At 71.9% G+C, this 22,174-nt stretch carries 20 protein-coding genes; 10 read left to right on the top strand and 10 right to left on the bottom strand.

Going from position 1 to position 22,174, the window contains the following annotated elements; translation table 11 throughout:
- Nucleotides 1–121: 121 nt before the first annotated feature.
- Nucleotides 122–1,501: an aspartate aminotransferase family protein gene (locus HA039_RS08925; protein WP_167026397.1), complete on the bottom strand. Its 1,380-nt coding sequence runs from the start codon at nucleotides 1,499–1,501 to the stop codon at nucleotides 122–124.
- A complete protein-coding gene (locus HA039_RS08920) occupies nucleotides 1,486–1,989 on the bottom strand; it encodes an Lrp/AsnC family transcriptional regulator (RefSeq protein ID WP_167026394.1) in 504 nt (167 codons plus the stop codon). The genes HA039_RS08925 and HA039_RS08920 overlap by 16 nt, the downstream gene beginning before the upstream one ends.
- 184 nt (nucleotides 1,990–2,173) lie before the next feature.
- Between HA039_RS08920 and HA039_RS08915 the strand changes: the two genes are divergently transcribed.
- Nucleotides 2,174–3,613 carry a gamma-aminobutyraldehyde dehydrogenase gene (locus HA039_RS08915; RefSeq protein ID WP_167026391.1) on the top strand — a complete coding sequence of 480 codons (1,440 nt, stop codon included), beginning with the start codon at nucleotides 2,174–2,176 and terminating at the stop codon, nucleotides 3,611–3,613.
- 72 nt (nucleotides 3,614–3,685) lie between these two features.
- Here the strand turns inward: HA039_RS08915 and HA039_RS08910 are convergent, their stop codons facing one another.
- The 6 genes from HA039_RS08910 to HA039_RS08885 form a co-directional block, all read right to left on the bottom strand.
- The gene (locus HA039_RS08910; protein ID WP_167026388.1) at nucleotides 3,686–4,933 is read right to left on the bottom strand and encodes a serine hydrolase domain-containing protein; all 1,248 of its coding nucleotides are present in this window, start codon (nucleotides 4,931–4,933) and stop codon (nucleotides 3,686–3,688) included.
- A gap of 97 nt (nucleotides 4,934–5,030) precedes the next feature.
- Nucleotides 5,031–5,747, bottom strand: coding sequence for a response regulator transcription factor (locus HA039_RS08905; RefSeq protein ID WP_167026385.1), 717 nt, complete (start codon nucleotides 5,745–5,747; stop codon nucleotides 5,031–5,033).
- On the bottom strand, nucleotides 5,744–6,937 hold the full coding sequence (locus HA039_RS08900; protein WP_243869291.1) for a sensor histidine kinase: 1,194 nt from the start codon (nucleotides 6,935–6,937) through the stop codon (nucleotides 5,744–5,746). Before HA039_RS08900 ends, HA039_RS08905 begins: the two co-directional genes overlap by 4 nt.
- A 50-nt stretch (nucleotides 6,938–6,987) precedes the next feature.
- Nucleotides 6,988–7,791: an SAM-dependent methyltransferase gene (locus HA039_RS08895; RefSeq protein ID WP_167026382.1), complete on the bottom strand. Its 804-nt coding sequence runs from the start codon at nucleotides 7,789–7,791 to the stop codon at nucleotides 6,988–6,990.
- Entirely contained in the window at nucleotides 7,788–8,636 is an 849-nt protein-coding gene (locus HA039_RS08890) for a glycerophosphodiester phosphodiesterase (RefSeq protein WP_167026379.1), read from the bottom strand. The genes HA039_RS08895 and HA039_RS08890 overlap by 4 nt, the downstream gene beginning before the upstream one ends.
- A 27-nt stretch (nucleotides 8,637–8,663) precedes the next feature.
- The gene (locus HA039_RS08885; protein ID WP_167026376.1) at nucleotides 8,664–9,689 is read right to left on the bottom strand and encodes an adenosine deaminase; all 1,026 of its coding nucleotides are present in this window, start codon (nucleotides 9,687–9,689) and stop codon (nucleotides 8,664–8,666) included.
- Between the two features lie 163 nt (nucleotides 9,690–9,852).
- On the opposite strand from HA039_RS08885, the gene HA039_RS08880 reads away from it, so the two are divergent.
- Nucleotides 9,853–10,608 (top strand): DUF4190 domain-containing protein, encoded by a 756-nt coding sequence (locus tag HA039_RS08880; RefSeq protein WP_167026373.1) that lies wholly within the window; start codon nucleotides 9,853–9,855, stop codon nucleotides 10,606–10,608.
- A 31-nt stretch (nucleotides 10,609–10,639) separates the two neighbouring features.
- Here HA039_RS08880 and HA039_RS08875 read toward each other — a convergent pair whose 3' ends face one another.
- Nucleotides 10,640–11,209 (bottom strand): NADAR family protein, encoded by a 570-nt coding sequence (locus HA039_RS08875; protein WP_167036445.1) that lies wholly within the window; start codon nucleotides 11,207–11,209, stop codon nucleotides 10,640–10,642.
- Between the two features lie 251 nt (nucleotides 11,210–11,460).
- On the opposite strand from HA039_RS08875, the gene HA039_RS08870 reads away from it, so the two are divergent.
- The 8 genes from HA039_RS08870 (at nucleotide 11,461) to HA039_RS08835 (ending at nucleotide 21,249) form a co-directional block, all read left to right on the top strand.
- Nucleotides 11,461–12,978, top strand: a complete 1,518-nt coding sequence (locus HA039_RS08870; RefSeq protein WP_167026370.1) for a gamma-aminobutyraldehyde dehydrogenase — start codon at nucleotides 11,461–11,463, stop codon at nucleotides 12,976–12,978.
- Between the two features lie 45 nt (nucleotides 12,979–13,023).
- Nucleotides 13,024–14,271, top strand: coding sequence for a polyamine ABC transporter substrate-binding protein (locus HA039_RS08865; RefSeq protein ID WP_167026367.1), 1,248 nt, complete (start codon nucleotides 13,024–13,026; stop codon nucleotides 14,269–14,271).
- A 55-nt stretch (nucleotides 14,272–14,326) separates the two neighbouring features.
- Nucleotides 14,327–15,511, top strand: coding sequence for an ABC transporter ATP-binding protein (locus HA039_RS08860; protein ID WP_167026364.1), 1,185 nt, complete (start codon nucleotides 14,327–14,329; stop codon nucleotides 15,509–15,511).
- On the top strand, nucleotides 15,508–16,461 hold the full coding sequence (locus HA039_RS08855) for an ABC transporter permease (RefSeq protein WP_167026361.1): 954 nt from the start codon (nucleotides 15,508–15,510) through the stop codon (nucleotides 16,459–16,461). The genes HA039_RS08860 and HA039_RS08855 overlap by 4 nt, the downstream gene beginning before the upstream one ends.
- Complete coding sequence (locus HA039_RS08850; RefSeq protein WP_167026358.1) at nucleotides 16,461–17,267, top strand: ABC transporter permease; 807 nt, start codon at nucleotides 16,461–16,463, stop codon at nucleotides 17,265–17,267. Before HA039_RS08855 ends, HA039_RS08850 begins: the two co-directional genes overlap by 1 nt.
- Before the next feature lie 39 nt (nucleotides 17,268–17,306).
- Entirely contained in the window at nucleotides 17,307–18,722 is a 1,416-nt protein-coding gene (locus tag HA039_RS08845) for an NAD(P)/FAD-dependent oxidoreductase (RefSeq protein ID WP_167026355.1), read from the top strand.
- A 139-nt stretch (nucleotides 18,723–18,861) separates the two neighbouring features.
- A complete protein-coding gene (locus HA039_RS08840; RefSeq protein WP_167026352.1) occupies nucleotides 18,862–19,329 on the top strand; it encodes a hypothetical protein in 468 nt (155 codons plus the stop codon).
- Nucleotides 19,330–19,425: 96 nt separating this feature from the next.
- Nucleotides 19,426–21,249 (top strand): chitinase, encoded by a 1,824-nt coding sequence (locus tag HA039_RS08835; protein WP_208298572.1) that lies wholly within the window; start codon nucleotides 19,426–19,428, stop codon nucleotides 21,247–21,249.
- On the opposite strand, the gene HA039_RS08830 is transcribed toward HA039_RS08835, so the two are convergent.
- A complete protein-coding gene (locus HA039_RS08830) occupies nucleotides 21,203–22,162 on the bottom strand; it encodes a phosphatase PAP2 family protein (RefSeq protein WP_167026346.1) in 960 nt (319 codons plus the stop codon). The genes HA039_RS08835 and HA039_RS08830 overlap by 47 nt on opposite strands.
- Nucleotides 22,163–22,174 lie beyond the last annotated feature (12 nt).

Here is a 22,174-nt window from a genome sequence, read left to right as displayed (position 1 = left end):
CTCGGCACGGTAGGTAACCCGGGCCGGGTGCGCGCACAGCACACGGCCCGGATGCCACCCTTCTCACTCGAAAGGGGGCACCCGGGCCGTCGATACGATCAGGTGATCAGCGCTCCGGCGGTCAGAGCTTCGTCCACGCCTCCGTCAGGACCGACCGCAGGATCCCCTCGATCTCGTCGAAGGTCGCCTGGTCGGAGATCAGCGGCGGGGCCAGCTGGACCACCGGGTCCCCCCGGTCGTCCGCGCGGCAGTACAGGCCGCGGTCGAACAGCTCCTTGGAGAGGAACCCGTACAGGACCCGCTCGGTCTCCTCGTCGGTGAACGTCTCCTTCGTCGCCTTGTCCTTCACCAGCTCGATGCCGTAGAAGAACCCGTTGCCGCGGACGTCGCCGACGATCGGCAGGTCGTGGAGCTTCTTGAGGGTGTCGAAGAACGCGCCCTCGTTGTCCAGGACGTGCTGGTTGAGGCCCTCGCGCTCGAAGATGTCGAGGTTGGCGAGGCCCACCGCGGCCGAGACCGGGTGGCCGCCGAAGGTGTAGCCGTGCAGGAAGGTGTTGTCCCCCTCGTAGAACGGCTCGGCGAGGCGGTCGGAGATGATGCACGCGCCGATCGGGGAGTAGCCCGACGTCATGCCCTTCGCGCAGGTGATCATGTCCGGTACGTAGTCGAACTTGTCGCACGCGAACATCGTGCCGAGCCGGCCGAACGCGCAGATGACCTCGTCGGAGACGAGCAGCACGTCGTACTGGTCGCAGATCTCGCGGACCCGCCGGAAGTACCCGGGCGGCGGCGGGAAGCAGCCGCCCGCGTTCTGCACCGGCTCCAGGAAGACCGCCGCGACCGTGTCGGGGCCCTCGAAGAGGATCTCCTGCTCGATCTGGTCGGCGCACCAGCGCCCGTACGCCTCGGGGTCGTCCCCGAATATGGGGGCGCGGTAGATGTTGGTGTTGACGACCTTGTGCGCGCCGGGGACCAGCGGCTCGAAGGGCGCCTTGAGCGAGGGCAGTCCGGTGATGGAGAGGGCGCCCTGCGGGGTGCCGTGGTAGGCCACCGCGCGGGAGATGACCTTGTACTTGGTCGGCTTGCCGGTCAGTTTGAAGTACTGCTTGGCGAGCTTCCAGGCGGTCTCGACGGCCTCACCGCCGCCCGTGGTGAAGAAGACCTTGTTGAGGTCGCCGGGCGCGTAGTGGGCCAGCCGCTCGGCCAGCTCGACCGCGTTGGGGTGGGCGTACGACCAGATCGGGAAGAAGGCCAGCTCCTGCGCCTGCTTGTAGGCGGTCTCGGCCAGTTCGTGACGGCCGTGGCCGGCGTTGACCACGAACAGGCCGGAGAGGCCGTCGAGGTAGCGCTTGCCCGTGTCGTCGTAGATGTAGGTGCCCTCGCCACGCACGATGGTGGGCACGGGTGCGTCTTTGTACGACGACATGCGGGTGAAGTGCATCCACAGGTGGTCGTACGCGGTCTTGGAGAGGTCCTGGCTCACGACTATCGGGTTCCCCACATGTAGGTCTGCTTCTTCAACTTGAGGTAGATGAAGCTCTCGGTGGAGCGCACGCCGGGGAGCGCGCGGATCCTTTTGTTGATCACTTCCAGCAGGTGTTCGTCGTCCTCGCAGACGATCTCCACCATCAGGTCGAAGGAGCCCGCGGTCATCACCACGTACTCGCACTCGTCCATCGCCGCCAGCGCGTCGGCCACGGCGTCCATGTCGCCCTCGACGTTGATGCCGACCATCGCCTGGCGCCGGAAGCCGACGGTGAGCGGGTCGGTGACGGCGACGATCTGCATCACGCCCTGGTCGAGCAGCTTCTGCACCCGCTGGCGCACGGCCGCCTCGGAGAGCCCGACGGCCTTGCCGATCGCCGCGTAGGAGCGCCGGCCGTCCTCCTGGAGCTGTTCGATGATGGCGAGGGACACGGCATCGATGGAGGGGGAGGATCCGTTCCCGCTCCTGGACTCCGGTCTGGGATCTGCGCTGCGACTGGCCACGCAGCTCACTGTGCACTGCGACTCGACCGTCCCGCAACCCTGTAGCGATGAAATTCGTTGTTACGGGACCTCTGGGGAACCGAATCCGAAGTTCGTGGGGGCCGGGCCTGTCGAAAGCGTCGACCGAGCCATTAGGCTGGGTGTCTCACCCACCGGACACCGGACACCTGACAGGAGGGTGGCAGTGACCACCGAACCGCGCCGTCTGCGTAACTACATCAACGGGGAGTTCCGGGACGCCGCCGACGGGCGGACGATCGACGTGGTCGACCCGGCCACGGGCCAGGTGTACGCCACGTCGCCGCTCTCGGGTCAGGCCGACGTCGACGCCGCCATGGAGGCCGCCGCGGCCGCCTTCCCGGCCTGGCGCGACGCCACGCCCGCCGAGCGCCAGAAGGTCCTGCTCAGGATCGCGGACGCCGTCGAGGAGCGGGCGGAGGAGCTGATCGCGACCGAGTCGGAGAACACCGGCAAGCCGCTGGAAATGACCCGTACCGAAGAGATCCCGCCCATGGTGGACCAGATCCGCTTCTTCGCGGGGGCCGCCCGGATGCTCGAAGGCCGCTCGGCCGGCGAGTACATGGAGGGGCTGACCTCGTTCGTACGGCGCGAGCCGCTCGGCGTCTGCGCCCAGGTCGCGCCCTGGAACTACCCGATGATGATGGCCGTGTGGAAGTTCGCGCCCGCGCTCGCGGCCGGCAACACGGTGGTCCTCAAGCCGTCCGACACCACCCCCGCCTCGACGCTCCTCCTCGCCGAGATCATCGGCGCGATCGTCCCCCAGGGCGTCTTCAACGTCCTGTGCGGCGACCGGGACACCGGGCGGCTGATGGTCGAGCACCCGACGCCCGCGATGGCGTCCATCACCGGTTCGGTACGGGCCGGCGCCCAGGTCGCCGCGTCGGCGGCCAAGGACGTCAAGCGCGTCCACCTGGAGCTGGGCGGCAAGGCGCCGGTCGTCGTGTTCGAGGACGTCGACATCGCGAAGGCCGTCGAGGACATCGCGGTGGCGGGGTACTTCAACGCGGGACAGGACTGTACGGCCGCTTGCCGGGTCCTCGTCCACGAGTCGATCCACGACGAGTTCGTGACGGCCCTCGCCAAGGCCGCCGCCGACACCAAGACGGGCGCGGCGGACGACGAGGACGTGCTCTACGGGCCGCTCAACAACGCGAACCAGCTCGCGCACGTCTCGGGCTTCATCGAGCGGCTGCCCGCGCACGCCAAGGTCCAGGCCGGCGGCCACCGCGTCGGTGACCAGGGGTACTTCTACGCCGCGACCGTCGTCTCCGGGCTCCGGCAGGACGACGAGATCGTCCAGCAGGAGGTCTTCGGCCCCGTCATCACCGTCCAGTCCTTCACGGACGAGGAGCAGGCCGTCGAGTACGCGAACGGCGTCGACTTCGCCCTCGCGTCCTCCGTGTGGACGAAGGACCACGGCCGCGCGATGCGCATGTCGAAGGCCCTGGACTTCGGCTGCGTGTGGATCAACACCCACATCCCGCTGGTCGCCGAGATGCCGCACGGCGGCTTCAAGCAGTCCGGGTACGGCAAGGACCTCTCCGGGTACGGCTTCGACGACTACACCCGTATCAAGCACGTCATGACGTCGCTCGACAGCTGAGACGCCTGGGACAGGTGGGACGGGGAGCGCCCGGCCGCGCGGCGGCCGGGCGCTCCCTCCGTGCCCTGCCCCTTACGCGGACGGCTCCCCGAACGCCGCCACCATCAGCGACAGCGCCCTCGGGTTCATCCCCTCGCCCTTCGCGTCCGTCGCGTTGACGCTGTAGACCAGCGTGCGCGAGAGGTCGCGGGTCGCCCCGATCGCCGTCGTGTAGCCCCAGCGGCTCCCGGTCTTGCCCCACACCTGACGGCCCCCGAGCGTGACGACCGACAGGCCCGCGCTGTACGCGGCCGGGTCGCCCGAGCCGTACTGGCGCACGGACCCGGCGGGCAGCGTGAACATCTCCGCCAGCTGCGGACGCGGGACGACCCGCCCCCGGAACAGCGCCTGGACGAAGCGTTCCAGATCCGCCGTACTGGAGATGAGGTCACCGGCCGCCCAGGACTCGGTCGCGTTCCACACCGTCACGTCGCGCAGCTCCGTGCCCCCGCCGGGGAGGTCGAACGTCTGGTAGCCGTGGTTGTGCGGGCCGCTGATCCGGGGATCGGCGCCGGGGACGTACGTGTCGCGCAGCCCGAGCGGGCGCAGCACGCGGCGGGCCACCTCGTCGGCGTACGGGCGGCCCGTGACCTTCTCGGTCAGCAGGCCCAGCAGGGTGTAGTTGATGTTCAGGTAGTGCTGCTGCTCGCCCGGCGCGAACTCCGGCTCCTCCGCCAGGGCCGAGGCGGCCATCTCGGCGGGGTCGTGGACGTCGAAGCGGTGCGCGTACCGCTCCTCGGGGGTGGTGCCCGGCAGGTCGGCGGCCGGGATCCCGCTGGTGTGGTTCAGCAACTGCCGTACGGTCACCCGCCCGTACGCGGCGGGGACCAGGTCCGGCAGGTAGGAGCGGACCGTCCGGCCCAGGTCGACCCGGTGCTCGGCGGCCAGTTGGAGCACCACCGCCGCCGTGAACACCTTGGTCACCGAACCGGCCCGGAAGCGGGCGTGCGGGTCGGCGGGCGCGCCCGAGGCCAGGTCGTGCATGCCCGCGCTGCCGCGCCAGACGCCGTCCGTGCCGCCGACCCGGACGAGCGCGGCGGTGGCGTCGGCGTCGGGCAGCCCGGCCAGGGCGGCGCGCAGGGCCCGGGCGTCGGGGGCGGCGGTGGCGCCGGGCGCGTGCCGCGCGGTGTCCGGTGCGGCGAGCGCGGCCGGGGCCGGGGATCCCGCCGTGATCCCCAGGACCAGGGCGGCGGCCAGGGTGACGTGGATGCGGGTGGTGCGGATGCGGGTGGTGCGGATACGGGCGGTGCGGATGCGGGTGGTGCGGGTACGGGTGTTCATGGCGTGGTCTCCAGGTGACGGGGCCGACTGGCCGGCCCTCCTCATCCTGCGGACCACGGCGCCCCGGCGGATCGCCCGGGCGAGCGGTCCCGGCGCCTCAATCCCTCGCCGGTACGGGGGAGTCGGCGGCCCGCTCTCCCCCGGCCGAGGGATGCCCGGCCGCGATCAGCCCGGTCTCGTACGCGTGGATCACCGCCTGGATCCGGTCCCGGAGCCCCAACTTCGCCAGCACGTTGCCGACATGGGTCTTGACCGTGTGCTCGCTGAGCGTCAGCGCCGCCGCGATCTCCGCGTTCGACCGCCCCCGCGCCAGGTGCAGCAGCGTCTCGTGCTCGCGCGCGGTCAGGACGTCGGGCCGGGCGGAAGCAGCCGCCACGGCCGAGGGCGCCGGGGAACGCCGTACGTACTCCTCGACCAACCGCCGCGCCACCGACGGCGCCAGCAGCGAGTCGCCCGCCGCCACCACCCGTACCGCGTGCACCAGATCGTCCCGCCGGACGTCCTTGAGCAGGAACCCGCACGCGCCCGCGTGCAGCGCCTCGTACACGTACGCGTCGGAGTCGAAGGTGGTGAGCATGACCGTCCGGCAGCCGCCCGCCGAGGTGATGGCCCGGCACGCCTCGATCCCGTCCGTCCCCGGCATCCGGATGTCCAGCAGCGCCACCTCGGGGCGGTGGCGCCGCACGGCCCGGACCGCCGCCGCGCCGTCGCCCGCCTCCGCCACCACCTCGATGTCGGGCTGCGCGTCCAGGATCATCGCGAACCCGCTCCGTACCAGCTCCTGGTCGTCCGCGACCACCACCCGGATCGTCAACGCCCCACCTCCGTACGGGAGTCTACGAGCGGCAGCCGTACCGCCAGCCGGAATCCCCGGCCCCCGGGACCCGGGCCCGCCGTGACCGTGCCGCCGTGCGCGGCCACCCGTTCGCGGACCCCGACCAGCCCGTGCCCCGTGGAGTCGCCGGGGCCGCGCCCGTCGTCGGTGACCGTGACCTCCAGGGTGTCGGGGCCGTACTCCAGCCGGATCAGGACGGAGCCGGCGGCGGCGTGCCGGACCACGTTGGTCAGCGCCTCCTGGACCACCCGGTAGACCGTGGCCTGCGTGTCGAGCGACAGCGGCGCCGGCGGCCGGCCCGCCGTCACGCACCCGATCTCGACCCCGCCCGCGGCCACCCGCTCCACCAGCCCGGGCAGCTCCGCCAGGGTCGGCTGGGGGTGCAGCGGCGGCGCGGGCTCCGCCGCCGCCCGGCCGCCGCCCGACCCGTCCTCGCGGAGCACGCCCAGCATCCGGCGCAGTTGCACCATCGCGTCGCGGCCCGTCTCCGAGATCGCGTCGAACGCCGCCTCGGCCCGCTCCGGCGCCGTCCGTACCGCCACCGGACCCGCCTCCGCCTGGACGATCATGATACTGACGGCGTGCGAGAGGATGTCGTGCATCTCCCGCGCGATACGGGCCCGTTCGCGCGCAGTCGCCTGCTCGGCCTCGATCCGGTTCGCCCGCTCCAACTGGGCCGCCCGGTCCTCGACCGCAGCCGTGTAGTCCCGCCGGATCCGGCTCAGCCGGCCGAAGGCGTACGCCGCGCCGAAGACGAGCAGCGAGAACAACAGCTCCCTCGCCTCACCGGAGTTGAACGCGACGGACGGGAAGATGAGCACCAGGGTCAGGGCGGCCGCCGGCAGGCGCCTGCGCGCGGGCGACAGCGCGGCGACCGTGTAGACCGCCAGCAGTGCCGTGTACGGGAGGGTCTGGCCGGGGCCGTTCCAGGCCAGCCCGTACAGGGCCTGCGCCGCCAGCACGGCCAGCAGGACGGTCACCGGGGCGCGCCGCCGCCACACCAGCGGCAGGACGCCGAGGGTCGTCAGACCGTACGAGGGCCAGTCGGCCGGTGGCAGCGAGGCGGCGCGCGGGACCGCGAACGGGATGGTCACCGCGGCCTGGACGAGCAGCGCGACCCCGACGTCCACGCCCCAGGGGCCCGCCCGGCCGCTCAGCCGGGCGGCCACCCCCGCCCACCGGGTCCCGCCGGCCCGGGCACGCGGGCCCGCCAGGGCGTTCAGGGCTTGCGTCCCACCACGCCGAACTGCGCCACCTCGCCGACGCCGTCCTCGGCCGTGGGCTCCGGGCGCCAGCGCGAGCAGGAGACGAGGCCGGGCGGCAGCAGTTCCAGGCCGCTCAGCAGCGCCAGGATCTTCGCGCGGCCGCGGGCCACGATCCGCGGCGACGCGTGCTCGTTCCAGAACCGCATGGCCTCCGCGTTGCCGCCGCCGCCCAGCTCCAGCGTCGGGTGCGTCAGGACCAGGTAGCTGCCGGACGGTACGGCGTCCATCATCCGGCCCACGATCGAATGCGCCTCCACCGTGTCCATCACGAAGTTCAGGATGCCCAGCATCATCACCGCGACCGGTTTGCCCAGGTCCAGGGTCGGTTCGACCCCCGCGAGGATCTGCTCGGGCTGGTGGACGTCCGCGTCGAGGTACGTGGTGGCGCCCTCGGGGGTGCTGGTCAGCAGCACCCGGGCCAGGGCCAGCACGGTCGGGTCGTTGTCGACGTACACGACCCGCGACTCGGGGGCGATCCGCTGCGCGACCTGGTGGGTGTGGTCGGCGGTGGGCAGCCCGGTGCCGAGGTCCAGGAACTGCCGTACGCCCAGGTCGCGGGTCAGGTGCGTGACGGCGCGGCCGAGGAACGCCCGGTCGGCGCGGGCGACCTCGCCGATGGACGGGTACATGCTGGTGATCTGGTCGCCCACCGTACGGTCGACCGGATAGTTGTCCGTGCCGCCCAGCCAGTAGTTCCAGACACGGGCGTTCTGCGCGACGTCGGAACGCACGCCTTCCGGGAGGTCCTGGTCGGTCACGACTGCTCCAGGTGAGGGGTCGGGGGAGAGACAGGGCGGGCGGCGGGGCCGAGGAGGGCGGCGAGGACGTCGATCCGGTTGGTGGTGATCGAGTCGACGCCCCGGGCGACCAGCCGCCGCATGGAGCGCGCCGTGTCGACGGTCCAGGCCGAGACCAGCAGGCCGTCGCGGTGGTTGCGCTCGGCCAGCTCCGCGCTGACCAGGCCGAAGCGGTAGTTGAGCCAGCGCGGCCGCACGGCGTCGAGGAGGGTGGGGCGGGGCGGGGCGACCGTGGTCCACGTCATCGCGATCTCCGCGCCCGCGTCCGCCGCCCGGACGGCGAGCATCGCGGTGGGGGATGCGCAGTAGTACACCCGGTCGGCGGCGCCGCCGTCCCGTACCGTCCCGACGACGGTACGGACCGCCGCCGCCAAGGCCCCCGGGAGATCGATCATCAGCCGCGCGCCGGGCAGGGCGGCCAGCGCCTCCGCGAGGGTCGGCACCCCGCCGCGCGTGTGCTCGCGCACCTCGGCGAGGGTCAGGTCGGCCAGCCGCCGCTCGTCCTCCCAGAGCCGCTCCAGCGTCGCGTCGTGCAGCAGGACGGGCACCCCGTCGCGGGTCAGCCGTACGTCGAACTCGACGGCGTCCGCGCCGCGCGCGAGGGCGGAACGCAGCGAGGGGAGGGTGTTCTCCCTGATCCGGTACGGATCACCCCGGTGCCCCACGGCGACGACGGGCCGCCCGCCTTCGCGCGTGCCCGGCCCGCCTTCGCCGTCGTCCCGCGGGCCTTCGGCGTCCCGTCCTGCCCGTCGTACGTGCCCGGCCCGTCCGGCCCGCTCGTGTCGCTCGTCCCGCTTCGTGCGCATGGGAGCAATTGTGGCCTCAGGCGGCGCTCAGCGCGCCAGCCAGGCGGAGGTGTACGTGTCGATCTCCGCGATCAGCCGCTTCTTGCCGTCCGTGTCGAGGAACGACGCCTCCACACCGTTCTTCGCCAGGTCGGCGAGCCCGCGCTCGTCCAGGCCGAGCAGCCGCGCGGCCACCCCGTACTCCTGGTTGAGGTCCGTGCCGAACATCGGCGGGTCGTCGCTGTTGATCGTCACCAGCACACCGGCCGCGACCATCTCCTTGACCGGGTGCTCGTCGAGGTCGGCGACGGCGCGCGTCGCGATGTTGGACGTCGGGCACACCTCCAGCGGGATGCGGTGCTCGGCCAGGTGCGCGAGGAGCGCCGGGTCCTGGACGGAGCTGGTGCCGTGCCCGATGCGCTCGGCGCGCAGGTCGCGCAGCGCGTCCCAGACGGTCCCCGGCCCGGTGGTCTCCCCGGCGTGCGGCACGGAGTGCAGGCCCGCGGCGATCGCCCGGTCGAAGTAGGGCTTGAACTGCGGCCGGGGCACGCCGATCTCGGGGCCGCCCAGCCCGAACGAGACCAGGCCCTCGGGGCGCAGGTCCACCGCGAGCCGCGCGGTCTCCTCGGCCGCCTGGAGCCCGGCCTCGCCGGGGATGTCGAAGCTCCAGCGCAGTACGACGCCCAACTCCGCCTCCGCCGCCTTCCTGGCGTCCTCGATCGCCTCCATGAAGGCCACCTCGTGGATGCCCCGGCGGGTCGAGCTGTACGGCGTGACCGTCAGCTCCGCGTACCGGATGTTCTGCCGCGCCATGTCCCGGGCGACCTCGTAGGTCAGCAGCCGGACGTCCTCCGGCGTACGGATCAGGTCCACGACGGAGAGGTACACCTCGATGAAGTGCGCGAAGTCGGTGAACGTGAAGTAGTCGACGAGTGCCTCGGGGTCGGTGGGCACCGCGGAGTCGGGGTGGCGGGCGGCCAGTTCGGCCACGATGCGCGGCGAGGCGGAGCCCACGTGGTGGACGTGGAGCTCGGCCTTGGGCAGCCCCGCGACGAAGGGGTGCAGATCGGTCATCGTGGAACCTCCGGAGGTGGCGCGGGTACGGCGGCGGACGGCGCCGCGGCGGCGGGGTGTCCGCCCTCTGCCGGGGGCCGACCGGGTCGGGGAACATCGTAGGCCGGGCCCTCCCGGGCCCCGGGGCAGGCCCTACCATGACGGGACAACGTAGGGGGGAACCATGCCGGACCAGAATGACCAGCCGTCGGGCGGCTTCGCGGACGACGATCCCTGGGCTCCGCCCGAGCGGCGCGTACCGCTCGACAAGCAGGCGCCCGCGGCCGGGTCGGTGCACGACCAGCCGACCGTGATCGGCGGTCCGCCCGCCGCCGTACCCCCGCCGCCGCCCGCGCCCGGCGGCCCCGGCGCGGGGGCGCCGGGACCGTACGGCTACCCCGGCGCCGCGGTCCCGCCGCAGGCCGGCCCGGCGTACGGCTCTCCGTACGCCACCGGTACGGGAGGCACCTACGACACCGCCACCGGGGCCGGCTACGGCTACCCGGCGGCGGCGCCCGCCGCGGGGACCCACGCCGGATACCCCCCGGGCTACGCCACCGGCGTGGGCAACACCGCCCCGTACCCCGGCTACCCCGGGTACGGGAACGGCGCCTGGCAGCAGCCTCCCGCGAACGGGATGGGTGTGGCCGCGCTCGTGCTCGGCATCGTCGCGCTGGTCATCGGGTGCATCTGGGGCATCGGGATCATCCTCGGCGTCCTCGCGCTGATCTTCGGCATCGTCGGCCGCCGCCGGGCCCGCAGGGGCGAGGCGAACAACGGCGGTGTGGCGCTGGCGGGGATCATCCTGGGCTCGGTCGCGACCGTGCTCGGCGCGCTCTTCCTCGCCCTGTTCATCTGGGTGGTCACCACCGACGACAGCACGTTCGACTCCGAGGAGGACCCGTTCTCCACCTCGTCCGTGGTGCTCGTGACCCCGTGAACCCGTGACCCGTCCCTTGAACCCGTGACCCTCAGGCCCGGAGCCGCTCCCGCGCCTCCATCAGCGCGAAGCCCAGCAGGTTCAGACCCCGCCACCGGGCGGGGTCCTCCGCGCGCTCGTCCTGGGCCGACAGCCCGATGCCCCAGATCCGGTCCCTGGGGCTGGCCTCGACGAGCACCCGCGCGCCCGTGTTCAGCAGGAACTCCCGCAGCGCGGGATCCTGCCCGAACTTGTGCACGCTGCCCGCCACCACGACACCGAACCGCTCGCGCTCCCACACCCCCTGGTCGAAGCCGCGCACCAGGCGCCCCGCCTTCTTCGCCAGCGCCGGACTCGCCGCCGCCACGGCCTGCCGCTCGGCCTCCGGGTCCTCGAAGAGCCGGGCCTTGGCCGCCATCATCCAGTGTTCGGCCGTCGCGTACTCCACCCCGTCCACCGTGAACGGCGACGGCCACCACTGGCTGAGACAGCCCGCGCCCAGCGCGCCGTCCGCCCTCGGGGTGTGCCCCCAGAAGCGCAGGTACTTCACCGTCTCGCCGCGCCCGACGTGGCTGACCAGCTCGTCGGCGGTCCGGATCGTGCCGCCCGTGTGCCCGCCCATGTCCTTGCCCGTTCCCATGCCTGTCCCCGTTCCCGTGCGTCCGTACGGCGATCAGCCCCCTGACACGACACACGGTCCACCGATTCCGTCGCGTAACCAAAAGGCAACAACGGAATCCCTTGTTGAGGTGGACGTGCTCTGTCAGGATCGGCACTCAATTACAGCCGGACAACGACGGGAACCACGGCCGGCGTGCGGTACCGCCGGTACGGGGCACCGCCGGAACGCCGGCCGGGACATCGGAGAGCGTCATGGGCAACCGCTTCCAGGTACGGGACCGCTTCGCGGCCGGCGCGCAGTTCGTCGGGGGCCGCCTGCGCGCCGGTACCTCGGGGCGCACGCAGGCGGTCGTCGACCCGGCCACCGGCGAAGAGGTCTACACGTACGAACTGGCGGGCGCCGCCGACGTGGACGACGCCGTCGCCGCCGCGAAGGCCGCCTTCCCCTCCTGGTCGGCCGCCACCCCCGGCGAGCGCTCCGACGCCCTGCACCGCCTCGCCGCCGTCCTCACCGAACAGGCCGGGGAGCTCGCGTACGCCGAATCGCTCCAGTGCGGCAAACCGGTCAGGCTCGCCACCGAGTTCGACGTACCGGGCACGATCGACAACACCGCGTTCTTCGCGGGCGCCGCCCGCCACCTCGACGGCGTCTCGGCCGGCGAGTACAGCGCCGACCACACCTCCTACGTACGCCGTGAGGCGCTCGGTGTCATCGGCTCCATCGCCCCTTGGAACTACCCGCTCCAGATGGCCGCGTGGAAGATCCTCCCGGCCGTCGCGGCGGGCAACACCATCGTGCTGAAGCCCGCCGAGATCACCCCGTTCACCGCGCTGATGTTCGCCCAGGCCGCCCAGCGGGCCGGACTGCCCGACGGGGTGATCAACATCGTCTCCGGCGCGGGACCCGACGCGGGGGAGCGGCTGGTCGCCCACCCCGACGTCGTGATGACCTCCTTCACCGGCTCCACGCCCGTCGGCAAGCGCGTCGCCGAGATCGCCGCCGCCACCGTCACCCGCCTCCACCTCGAACTCGGCGGCAAGGCCCCCTTCCTGGTCCACGACGACGCCGACCTGGAGGCCGCGATCCACGGCGCCGTCGCCGGGGCGCTCATCAACGGCGGCCAGGACTGCACCGCCGCCACCCGCGCGTACGTGCAACGCCCCCTGTACGAGGCGTTCGTCGACGGGGTCGCCGCACTCATGGGGACCGTCCGCCTCGGCGACCCCGCCGACCCGGCCACCGACCTCGGCCCGCTGATCACGCACGCCCACCGCGACCGCGTCGCGGCCGTCGTCGACCGGGCCCGCGGCTACGCGCGTGTCGTCACCGGCGGCGAGGCGCCGGGCGGCGCGTTCGAGGACGGCGCGTACTACCGGCCCACGCTGATCGCCGACGCGCCGCAGGACAGCGAGGCCGTCCAGGCCGAGATCTTCGGCCCTGTCCTGGTCGTCCTGCCCTTCGACACCGACGACGAAGGCCTCGCCCTCGCGAACGACACCCCGTACGGACTCGCCGCCTCCGTCTGGACCCGCGACGTCTACCGCGCGGGCCGCGCCACCCGCGCGATCAGGGCCGGCTGCGTCTGGGTCAACGACCACATCCCGATCATCAGCGAGATGCCGCACGGCGGCTACAAGGCCAGCGGCTACGGCAAGGACATGTCCGCGTACTCGTTCGAGGAATACACGCAGATCAAGCATGTGATGTTCGACAACACCGCGGTCGCACGGAAGGACTGGCACCGCACGATCTTCGGGGACCGCCCCTAGCCCGCGCGGATCCGGCCGTCACCACCACCCGAAAGGGCACAGCGCATGGAGCAGTACGAGCCCGACCGTCCGTCGGCCGCCCAACTGGCCGCGATGCGGCGCACCCTGGCCCGTGGCAGGGGCGCCCTCACCCGCCGCTCGGTGCTGCGCGCCACCGGCGTGGGCGCGCTCACGATCGGCGGCCTCGCCGGTCTGAGCGCCTGCGGCATCCCGCCCGCCAAACGGGACGAGGACGGTCCGGCGTCCACCGACCACTCGGCGAAGGAGAAGCGGGTCGTCTTCTCCAACTGGACCGAGTACATGGACACCAGCGAGGACGAGAAGCACTACCCGACGCTGGAGGCCTTCACCCGGCGCACCGGGATCACGGTGAAGTACACGGCGGACATCAACGACAACGTCGAGTTCTTCGGCAAGATCCAGCCGCAGCTGGCGGCCGGCCAGGACACCGGCCGCGACCTCATATGTGTCACCGACTGGCTGGCCGCCCGCATGATCAGGCTCGGGTACGCGCAGAAGCTCGACCCCTCGAACCTCCCGCACGCGTTCGCGAACCTCGCCGAGCAGTTCCGGATGCCCGACTGGGACCCGGGCCGGGCCTACTCTTACCCCTGGACCGGCATCCCGACCGTCATCGCCTACAACGCCAAGGCGACCAAGGGCCGCAAGGTCGAGTCGGTCGGCCAGCTGCTCGACGACCCGGCGCTCAAGGGGCGGGTCGCCTTCCTCTCCGAGATGCGCGACTCCGTCGGGATGACCCTCCTCGACCTCGGCAAGGACCCCGGCTCGTTCACGGACGACGACTTCGACGCGGCGATCGCCCGGCTCCAGAAGGGCGTCGACAACCAGCAGATCCGCCGCTTCACCGGCAACGACTACACCGCCGACCTCGACAAGGGCGACATCGCCGCGTGTGTCGCCTGGGCCGGGGACATCGTCCAGCTCCAGGCCGACAACCCGGACATCAAGTTCGCCATCCCGGAGAGCGGCTACATCATCTCCAGCGACAACCTGCTGGTCCCGGCCAAGGCGCGGCACAAGACCAACGCCGAGAAGCTCATCGACCACTACTACCGGCCGCCGATCGCCGCGCAGCTCGCCGCGTACATCAACTACGTCTGTCCGGTGGACGGGGTACGCCCGGAGCTGGCGAAGATCGACAAGGCGATGGCGGACAACACGCTGATCCTCCCGGACGCGGCCATGGCGGCCGCCTCGCACGCCTTCCGTTCGCTCAGCAGCAAGGAAGAGACGGCGTACGAGGGGAAGTTCGCCAAGCTCATCGGCGCCTGAGCCCCGAGGCCCCCGAACCCCGACCCCTCCCTCCCAGCCCCCGGGATCGTGACCCATGACAGAGACCGCACCCACCGGCCACGGCGGCGACGACGTCCGCCTCACCGGGATCAGCAAGACGTACGGCTCCTTCCACGCCGTCAAGCCGCTCGACCTCACCGTGCCGCAGGGCTCGTTCTTCGCGCTCCTCGGCGCCTCCGGGTGCGGCAAGACCACCACCCTGCGGATGATCGCCGGCCTGGAGGAACCGACCACCGGCTCGGTGTTCCTCGGCGACAAGGACGTCACCGACCTGCCGCCGTACAAGCGCCCGGTCAACACCGTCTTCCAGAGCTACGCGCTCTTCCCGCACCTGGACATCTACGAGAACGTCGCCTTCGGCCTGCGCCGCCGCGGCGTGAAGTCCGTACGCAAGCAGGTCGGCGACATGCTCGACCTCGTCCAGCTCGGCGACTTCGCCCGGCGCAAGCCCCACCAGCTCTCCGGCGGCCAGCAGCAGCGCGTCGCCGTCGCCCGCGCCCTCATCAACCACCCGCAGGTCCTGCTGCTCGACGAGCCGCTCGGCGCCCTCGACCTCAAGCTGCGCCGCACGATGCAGCTGGAGCTCAAGCGGATCCAGACCGAGGTCGGCATCACCTTCATCCACGTCACCCACGACCAGGAGGAGGCCATGACGATGGCCGACACGGTCGCGGTGATGAACGGCGGCGTGGTCGAGCAACTGGGCAGCCCCGCCGACCTGTACGAGAACCCGAACACCACCTTCGTCGCCAACTTCCTCGGCACCTCCAACCTCATCGAGGCCGAGGTCGCCGGGAAGAACGGCGGGGACGTCGTGGTCACGGTCGGCGGCGCCAAGCTCGTGCTCCCGGCGGCCCGCTGTTCCGCGCCGACGACGAGCGGGGGGACGCTCCTCGTCGGCATACGCCCCGAGAAGATCTCCCTGGCGCACGCGGACGACGCGGGAAGCGTCCCCGACGGCCGCAACCGCGTCCCCGGCCGGATCGTGGACTCCAGCTTCATCGGCGTCTCCACCCAGTACGTCGTCGACAGCCCGGCCGGCACCGCGCTGGAGGTGTACGCGCAGAACATCGAGCGCGACACCCGCCTGGTGCCCGGCGCGGAGGTCGTCCTGCACTGGAACCCCGCCCACACCTTCGGCCTGGACGCCGCGCAGTCCCTCCGCGCCGGGACCACGGGCGCCGGGGGTACGGAGACGGCGGACGGGGACGCCTCGTGACCGCCACCGAAGCACCGCCCGCGCCCCCGGGACCGCCCACCCCGCCGGCCGCCGGACCCGCAGAGATCCCGCTGCACAAGGTCTCGCGGCGCAAGCGGCTCGTCCCGTACTGGCTGCTCCTGCCCGGCATCCTCTGGCTGCTGGTCTTCTTCGCCCTGCCGCTCGTCTACCAGGCCTCGACGTCCGTCCAGACCGGCTCCCTCGAAGCGGGCTTCGAGGTCACCTGGCACTTCCAGACGTACTGGGACGCCCTCCAGGAGTACTACCCGCAGTTCGTGCGCTCCCTGCTGTACGCGGGCACGGCGACGATCCTGTGCCTGCTGCTCGGCTACCCGCTCGCGTACCTCATCGCCTTCAAGGCCGGCCGCTGGCGCAACCTGGTGCTGGTGCTGGTCATCGCGCCGTTCTTCACCAGCTTCCTGATCCGCACCCTCGCCTGGAAGACGATCCTCAGCGACGGCGGCCCGGTCGTCGGCGTCCTCAACTCGCTGCACGTCCTGGACGTCACCGGCTGGCTCGGCTGGACCGAGGGCGACCGCGTCCTCGCCACGCCGATGGCCGTCGTCTGCGGCCTGACGTACAACTTCCTGCCGTTCATGATCCTGCCGCTCTACACCTCGCTGGAACGGATCGACGGCCGGCTCCACGAGGCCGCCGGCGACCTCTACGCCCGGCCCCTGACCACCTTCCGCAAGGTGACCTTCCCGCTCTCCCTGCCGGGCGTCGTCTCCGGCACGCTGCTCACCTTCATCCCGGCGAGCGGCGACTACGTCAACGCGGAACTGCTCGGCTCCACCGACACCAAGATGATCGGCAGCGTCATCCAGACGCAGTTCCTGCGGGTCCTCGACTACCCGACGGCCGCCGCGCTGTCCTTCATCCTGATGGCCGTCGTCCTGCTGATGGTCACCTTCTACATCCGCCGCGCGGGGACGGAGGAACTGCTCTGATGGGTGCCGTTCGCTGGATCAGGCGGAACCTGGTCGTCCTCGCGGGCCTGCTGACGCTCGCGTACATGATCGTCCCGAACGTCGTCGTGATGGTCTTCTCGTTCAACAAGCCCCAGGGACGCTTCAACTACTCCTGGCAGACCTTCTCCCTGGACGCCTGGAAGGATCCCTGCGGGGTCGCCGACCTGTGCGGTTCGCTGAGCCTCTCGCTGCGGCTCGCGACCTTCGCCACGATCGGCGCGACCGTCCTCGGCACGATGATCGCCTTCGCGCTCGTCCGCTACCGGTTCCGGGCGCGCGGCGCGATCAACTCGCTGATCTTCCTGCCGATGGCGATGCCCGAGGTGGTCATGGCGGCCTCGCTGCTCACGCTCTTCCTCAACCTGGGCGCCCAGCTGGGCTTCACCACCATCCTCATCGCCCACGTCATGTTCTGCCTCAGCTTCGTGGTGACGGCGGTCAAGGCGCGGGTCCTGTCCATGGACCCCCGGCTCGAAGAGGCGGCCCGCGACCTCTACGCGGGGCCGGTGCAGACGTTCGTACGGGTCACCCTGCCGATCGCCGCCCCCGGCATCGCGGCGGGCGCGCTGCTCGCGTTCGCGCTGTCGTTCGACGACTTCATCATCACCAACTTCAACGCCGGCCAGACCGTCACCTTCCCCATGTTCGTCTGGGGATCGGCGCAGCGCGGCACGCCGGTGCAGATCAACGTCATCGGCACGGCCATGTTCGTCATCGCCGTGGCGCTGGTGGGCGCCGGCCAGCTGATCGGCAACCGCCGGCGGAAGAGTGCCGCCACCACCTGAGAACCCCGCCACCCGAGAGCTCCGAGGGAGTTGGAAGTCATGGCCCCACGTGCCATGCGTACCGCCGCCGCCTCACTGTCCGACGCGCGACCCCTCTCGTACTGGCTGGACGACCCCGGCCGCCCCGGCGCCCTGCCCGCCCTCACCGGCGACGAGCGCTGCGACCTGCTGGTCGTCGGCGGCGGGTACAGCGGGCTGTGGACCGCGCTCCTCGCCAAGGAGCGCGACCCGGACCGTGACGTCGTGCTGATCGAGGGCCACGAGGCGGGCTGGGCCGCCTCGGGCCGCAACGGCGGCTTCTGCGCCGCCTCGCTCACCCACGGGTTCAGCAACGGCCTCGCCCGCTGGCCCGGCGAGCTGGACGTCCTCGAAGAGCTGGGCGCGCGCAACCTCGACGCCATCGAGGCGGCCGTCGCCCGCTACTCGCTGGACTGCGACTTCGAGCGCAGCGGCGAGATCGACGTGGCGACCGAGCCGTACCAACTGGCGGACCTGCGCGAGACGTACGAGGCGGCGGTGAAGGCGGGTGTCACCGGGCTGGAACTGCTCGACCGGGACGCGGTGAGGGCCGAGGTCGACTCGCCGACGTTCCTGGGCGGCCTGCACGACCCCCGCGGGGTGGCCATGCTGCACCCGGCGAAGCTGGTCTGGGGGCTGAAACGGGCCGTCACCGCCCTGGGCGTGCGGATCTACGAGAACACCCGCGGCCTGGAACTGGCCCGCACGGCCACCGGCATGGCCGTCCGCACCCCGTACGGCCGGGTCTTCGCCCGCCGGGTCGCCCTCGGCACCAACGTCTTCCCCTCGCTGGTCAAGCGGGTGCGGCCGTACACGGTGCCGGTGTACGACTACGCCCTGACGACCGAGCCGCTGACGGAGGCCCAACTCGCCTCCGTGGGCTGGCGCAACCGCCAGGGGCTCGGCGACAGCGCGAACCGGTTCCACTACTTCCGGCTCACCGCCGACCACCGGATCCTGTGGGGCGGTTACGACGCGGTCTACCCGTACGGAGGGCGGCTCGACGCCGACCTGGACCAGCGCCCGGAGACGTACCTGACACTCGCCTCCCACTTCTTCCGCTGCTTCCCGCAGTTGGAGGGGATCCGCTTCAGCCACGCCTGGGGCGGGGCCATCGACACCTGCTCGCGCTTCTCGGCCTTCTTCGGCACGGCGTACGACGGGAGGGTCGCGTACGCCGCCGGCTACACCGGCCTCGGGGTCGGCGCGACGCGCTTCGGCGGGGAGGTGATGCTCGACCTGCTGGCGGGGGAGCGGACCGTACGCACCGAACTGGAGATGGTGCGCACCAAACCGCTGCCGTTCCCGCCGGAACCCGCCGCCTGGGCCGGGATCGGCCTCACCAAGTGGTCGCTGGCACGCGCCGACGCGCACGGCGGGCGGCGCAACCTGTGGCTGCGGACGATGGACCGGCTGGGACTCGGCTTCGACAGCTGACCCGCGATCCGCCCCCACCGAGAGCCCGTTGGGCCGCTTCTCCCGATTGCCCGCCCGAACCCGCGTCATCATCCGGCGCCACCCGTGTCTCTCCCCGTATGGACGTACTGTCCAACAACACGGAGGGGAGGCCGGACAGATGACTGGCTCGGCGGCCAAGAGCGCGGTGGAGTGGCTGGTTTCGGTGGCACCGGATCCCGACGCCTGCCGGTGGGAGTGGGAGCGCAACCCGCTGGGGGTGGCGCTGCTGCCGGCCGGCAGGCGCTGGGACGTACTGATCCTGCCGGGGGAGCTGGGCTATCCGACGCTCGACGTGCTCACCCGGCTCGTCGACCGGCCGGGACCGGTCCTCGCCGACTTCGGCGACGCCCGCATGGGGTTCTTCGTGCCCCCGGGCACGGCGACCCGCTGGCTCGGTACGGGGGTGCGCGGCGCGGGCGACGGCACCTGGATCGTCGTGCCGTACCCGGGGCGTGCCCGCGGCGGGGTGCGCTGGCTGATCCCGCCGGACGGCTCGGGCACCCTGACCGATCCGGCGCTGCTGGAACTGGCCATGCACGAGGCCGCGGCAGGTCAGGGGGGTGGCGTGCGGGAGAACGGCGCGTAGCGCGATCGATGCCACCAGAGGTATTGACCACATCAATTGGTCTGGACCATGCTGTCGCCACCCGCCCCCTCTTTTCCCCCATGCCCGGAGGCAGTTGTGGAACGCACCAGACGCCGTGGCCGGTACCCCAGACTGGTGGCAGCCTTCGCGGCCGCCCTTCTCACCGCGGGCGGCCTCGTCGCCACCGCCCAGACCGCGCAGGCCGCCGACGTGGACGTCGCCGCCAACGGCGGCTTCGAGTCCGGCCTGAGCGGCTGGAGTTGTACGGCCGGCAGCGGCGCGGCCGTCACCACCCCGGTGCACGCCGGCTCGGGCGCCCTGCGCGGCACGCCCGCGGGCAACGACAACGCCAAGTGCTCCCAGACCGTCACGGTCCAGCCCGACTCGACGTACACGCTGAGCTCCTGGGTCCGCGGCAGTTACGTCTACCTCGGCGCCTCCGGCACCGGCACCACCGACGTCTCCACCTGGACGCAGTCCGCGCCCGACTGGCAGAAGCTCACCACCACCTTCCGCTCGGGCCCCTCCACCCGGTCCGTGACGATCTACCTCAACGGCTGGTACGGCACCCCCGCCTACTACGCCGACGACCTCACGCTCGTCGGCCCCGGCGGCACCCCCGTCCAGCCCCCGGCCGTCCCCACCGGCCTCAGGTCCACCGGCGTGACCTCGTCCTCGGTCAGCCTCTCCTGGACGGCCGTCACCGGCGCCACCGGCTACAGCGTCTACCGGGGCGGCACCAAGGCCCTCGACGTCACCGGCACCTCCGCGACCGTCTCGGGGCTCAACGCGTCCACCGCGTACAGCTTCCAGGTCGCCGCGACCAACTCGGGCGGCGCCTCGGCGCTCTCCTCCGCTGTCTCGGCCACCACCAGCGCCTCGGGCGGCGGAGGCGGCGGTACGACCCTGCCCGCGCACGCCCTCGTCGGCTACCTGCACTCCAGCTTCGCCAACGGCTCCGGCTACACCCGCATGGCCGACGTGCCCGCCTCGTGGGACGTCATCAACCTGTCCTTCGGCGAGCCCACCTCGGTGACCTCCGGTGACATCCGGTTCAACCTCTGCCCCGTCACCGAGTGCCCGAACGTCGAGTCCGCCGCCGACTTCAAGGCCGCCATCAAGGCCAAGCAGGCCGCCGGCAAGAAGGTGCTGATCTCCATCGGCGGCGCCAACGGCCAGGTCCAGCTGGCCACGACCGCCGCCCGCGACACCTTCGTCTCGTCCGTCTCGAAGATCATCGACGAGTACGGGCTGAACGGCCTCGACATCGACTTCGAGGGCCACTCCCTGTCCCTCAACACCGGCGACAACGACTTCCGCAACCCCACCACCCCCGTCGTCGTCAACCTGATCTCCGCGCTCAAGACCCTCAAGGCCAAGTACGGCGCGGGCTTCGTCCTGACCATGGCCCCCGAGACGTTCTTCGTCCAGCTCGGCTACCAGTTCTACGGCTCGGGCCCCTGGGGCGGCCAGGACCCGCGCGCCGGCGCCTACCTGCCGGTCATCCACGCCCTGCGCGACGACCTCACCCTGCTGCACGTCCAGGACTACAACTCGGGCCCGATCATGGGCCTCGACAACCAGTACCACTCCATGGGCGGCGCCGACTTCCACATCGCCATGACCGACATGCTGCTCACCGGCTTCCCGGTGGCCGGCGACACCTCCCGGGTCTTCCCGGCGCTGCGCCCCGACCAGGTCGCCATCGGCCTCCCGGCCTCGACCCAGGCGGGCAACGGCTACACCACCCCGGCCGAGGTCAACAAGGCGCTGAACTGCCTCACGAAGAAGACCGACTGCGGTTCCTACCAGACCCACGGCACCTGGCCCGCGCTGCGCGGCCTGATGACCTGGTCGATCAACTGGGACCGCTTCAACGGCCAGGAGTTCTCGCGGAACTTCGACGCGTACTTCCCCTGACCGGCCCGACACCCGCCGACCGCCGGGCGCGCCGGGAGTCCGCTCCCCGCAGCGCCCGGTCCAGCAGGAGCAGCAGTATCCCGCCGAGCGCCAGGCTGCCGAGGACGTCCAACGGCCAGTGGTAGCCCCGCAGGAGAAGACCGGTGCCCGTCGCCAGGGTGAGCAGGACGGCGACGGGCACCGTACGTCTCCGGCCCGCGTACGGGGCGAGGAGCAGCGCCGCCGCGCCGTACGCGACCATCGCCGTCGCCGTGTGGCCCGACGGGTAGTACCCGGTGGCGTCGGTCAGCGGCCCCCGCCGGTCGATCCCGAACTTGAGCGGGACGACCAGCAGGGGCACGGCCACCATCGTGAGGGCCGCCGCGAGCGCGCGGTCGCGCCGCCCCCGCCACACCACGTACCCGAGCGCCAGGGCCAGGACGGGCACGGCCACCACGACGCTTCCGAGATCCGCGAAGAACTCGGTCAGCGGCCGGGGCCCGTGACCGGCGAGGGACAGTTCCAGCCGCTCGTCGGCCCGGCGGACGGGCCCGTCGGTGGCGGCCCGCCAGGTGACCAGGGCGAAGAGGACCGCGCACAGAGCGAAGCCCCACGTACGCCGGGAACGCCACGGGCGGCGCGGGACGGAGAAGACGGAGACGAAGGCGGAGAGGCCCGACCGGAAGCCGGAGCGGACCGCGGAGAAGAGGAGAGAAAGCGGCCGCCCTGGAACAGGGGGGGTGGTTCCAGGGCGGCCGACGGGACCGGTGTGCCGCACGCCCCGGGGGGTTTGGGCCGTGCGGCCGTCCGATCCATGAGGAGACCCGGAGCCAGAAGCCCCGGTGGTGTGCGCGAAGGCACGGCCGGAACGGTGCTGGGGACGCCCCGATCCGGTGTCGCCCGCAGTCCCCTGCGAGCGGGGTGTTTCTCTCATCTGCACAAACCG

This window comes from Streptomyces liangshanensis (genome assembly GCF_011694815.1).
GTDB lineage: Bacteria > Actinomycetota > Actinomycetes > Streptomycetales > Streptomycetaceae > Streptomyces > Streptomyces liangshanensis.
The sequence above is the reverse complement of the archived record's forward strand: the minus strand, read 5'-3'. Positions and strand labels throughout refer to the sequence as shown.

Coding starts and splice junctions, on each gene's coding strand:
- HA039_RS08910 (WP_167026388.1), bottom strand. CDS start 4,933: ATGAACACCCGTACCCGCACCACCCGCATCCGCACCGCCCGTATCCGC.
- HA039_RS08890 (WP_167026379.1), bottom strand. CDS start 8,636: ATGCGCACGAAGCGGGACGAGCGACACGAGCGGGCCGGACGGGCCGGG.
- HA039_RS08885 (WP_167026376.1), bottom strand. CDS start 9,689: ATGACCGATCTGCACCCCTTCGTCGCGGGGCTGCCCAAGGCCGAGCTC.
- HA039_RS08880 (WP_167026373.1), top strand. CDS start 9,853: ATGCCGGACCAGAATGACCAGCCGTCGGGCGGCTTCGCGGACGACGAT.
- HA039_RS08875 (WP_167036445.1), bottom strand. CDS start 11,209: ATGGGCGGGCACACGGGCGGCACGATCCGGACCGCCGACGAGCTGGTC.
- HA039_RS08870 (WP_167026370.1), top strand. CDS start 11,461: ATGGGCAACCGCTTCCAGGTACGGGACCGCTTCGCGGCCGGCGCGCAG.
- HA039_RS08865 (WP_167026367.1), top strand. CDS start 13,024: ATGGAGCAGTACGAGCCCGACCGTCCGTCGGCCGCCCAACTGGCCGCG.
- HA039_RS08860 (WP_167026364.1), top strand. CDS start 14,327: ATGACAGAGACCGCACCCACCGGCCACGGCGGCGACGACGTCCGCCTC.
- HA039_RS08850 (WP_167026358.1), top strand. CDS start 16,461: ATGGGTGCCGTTCGCTGGATCAGGCGGAACCTGGTCGTCCTCGCGGGC.
- HA039_RS08845 (WP_167026355.1), top strand. CDS start 17,307: ATGGCCCCACGTGCCATGCGTACCGCCGCCGCCTCACTGTCCGACGCG.
- HA039_RS08840 (WP_167026352.1), top strand. CDS start 18,862: ATGACTGGCTCGGCGGCCAAGAGCGCGGTGGAGTGGCTGGTTTCGGTG.
- HA039_RS08830 (WP_167026346.1), bottom strand. CDS start 22,162: ATGAGAGAAACACCCCGCTCGCAGGGGACTGCGGGCGACACCGGATCG.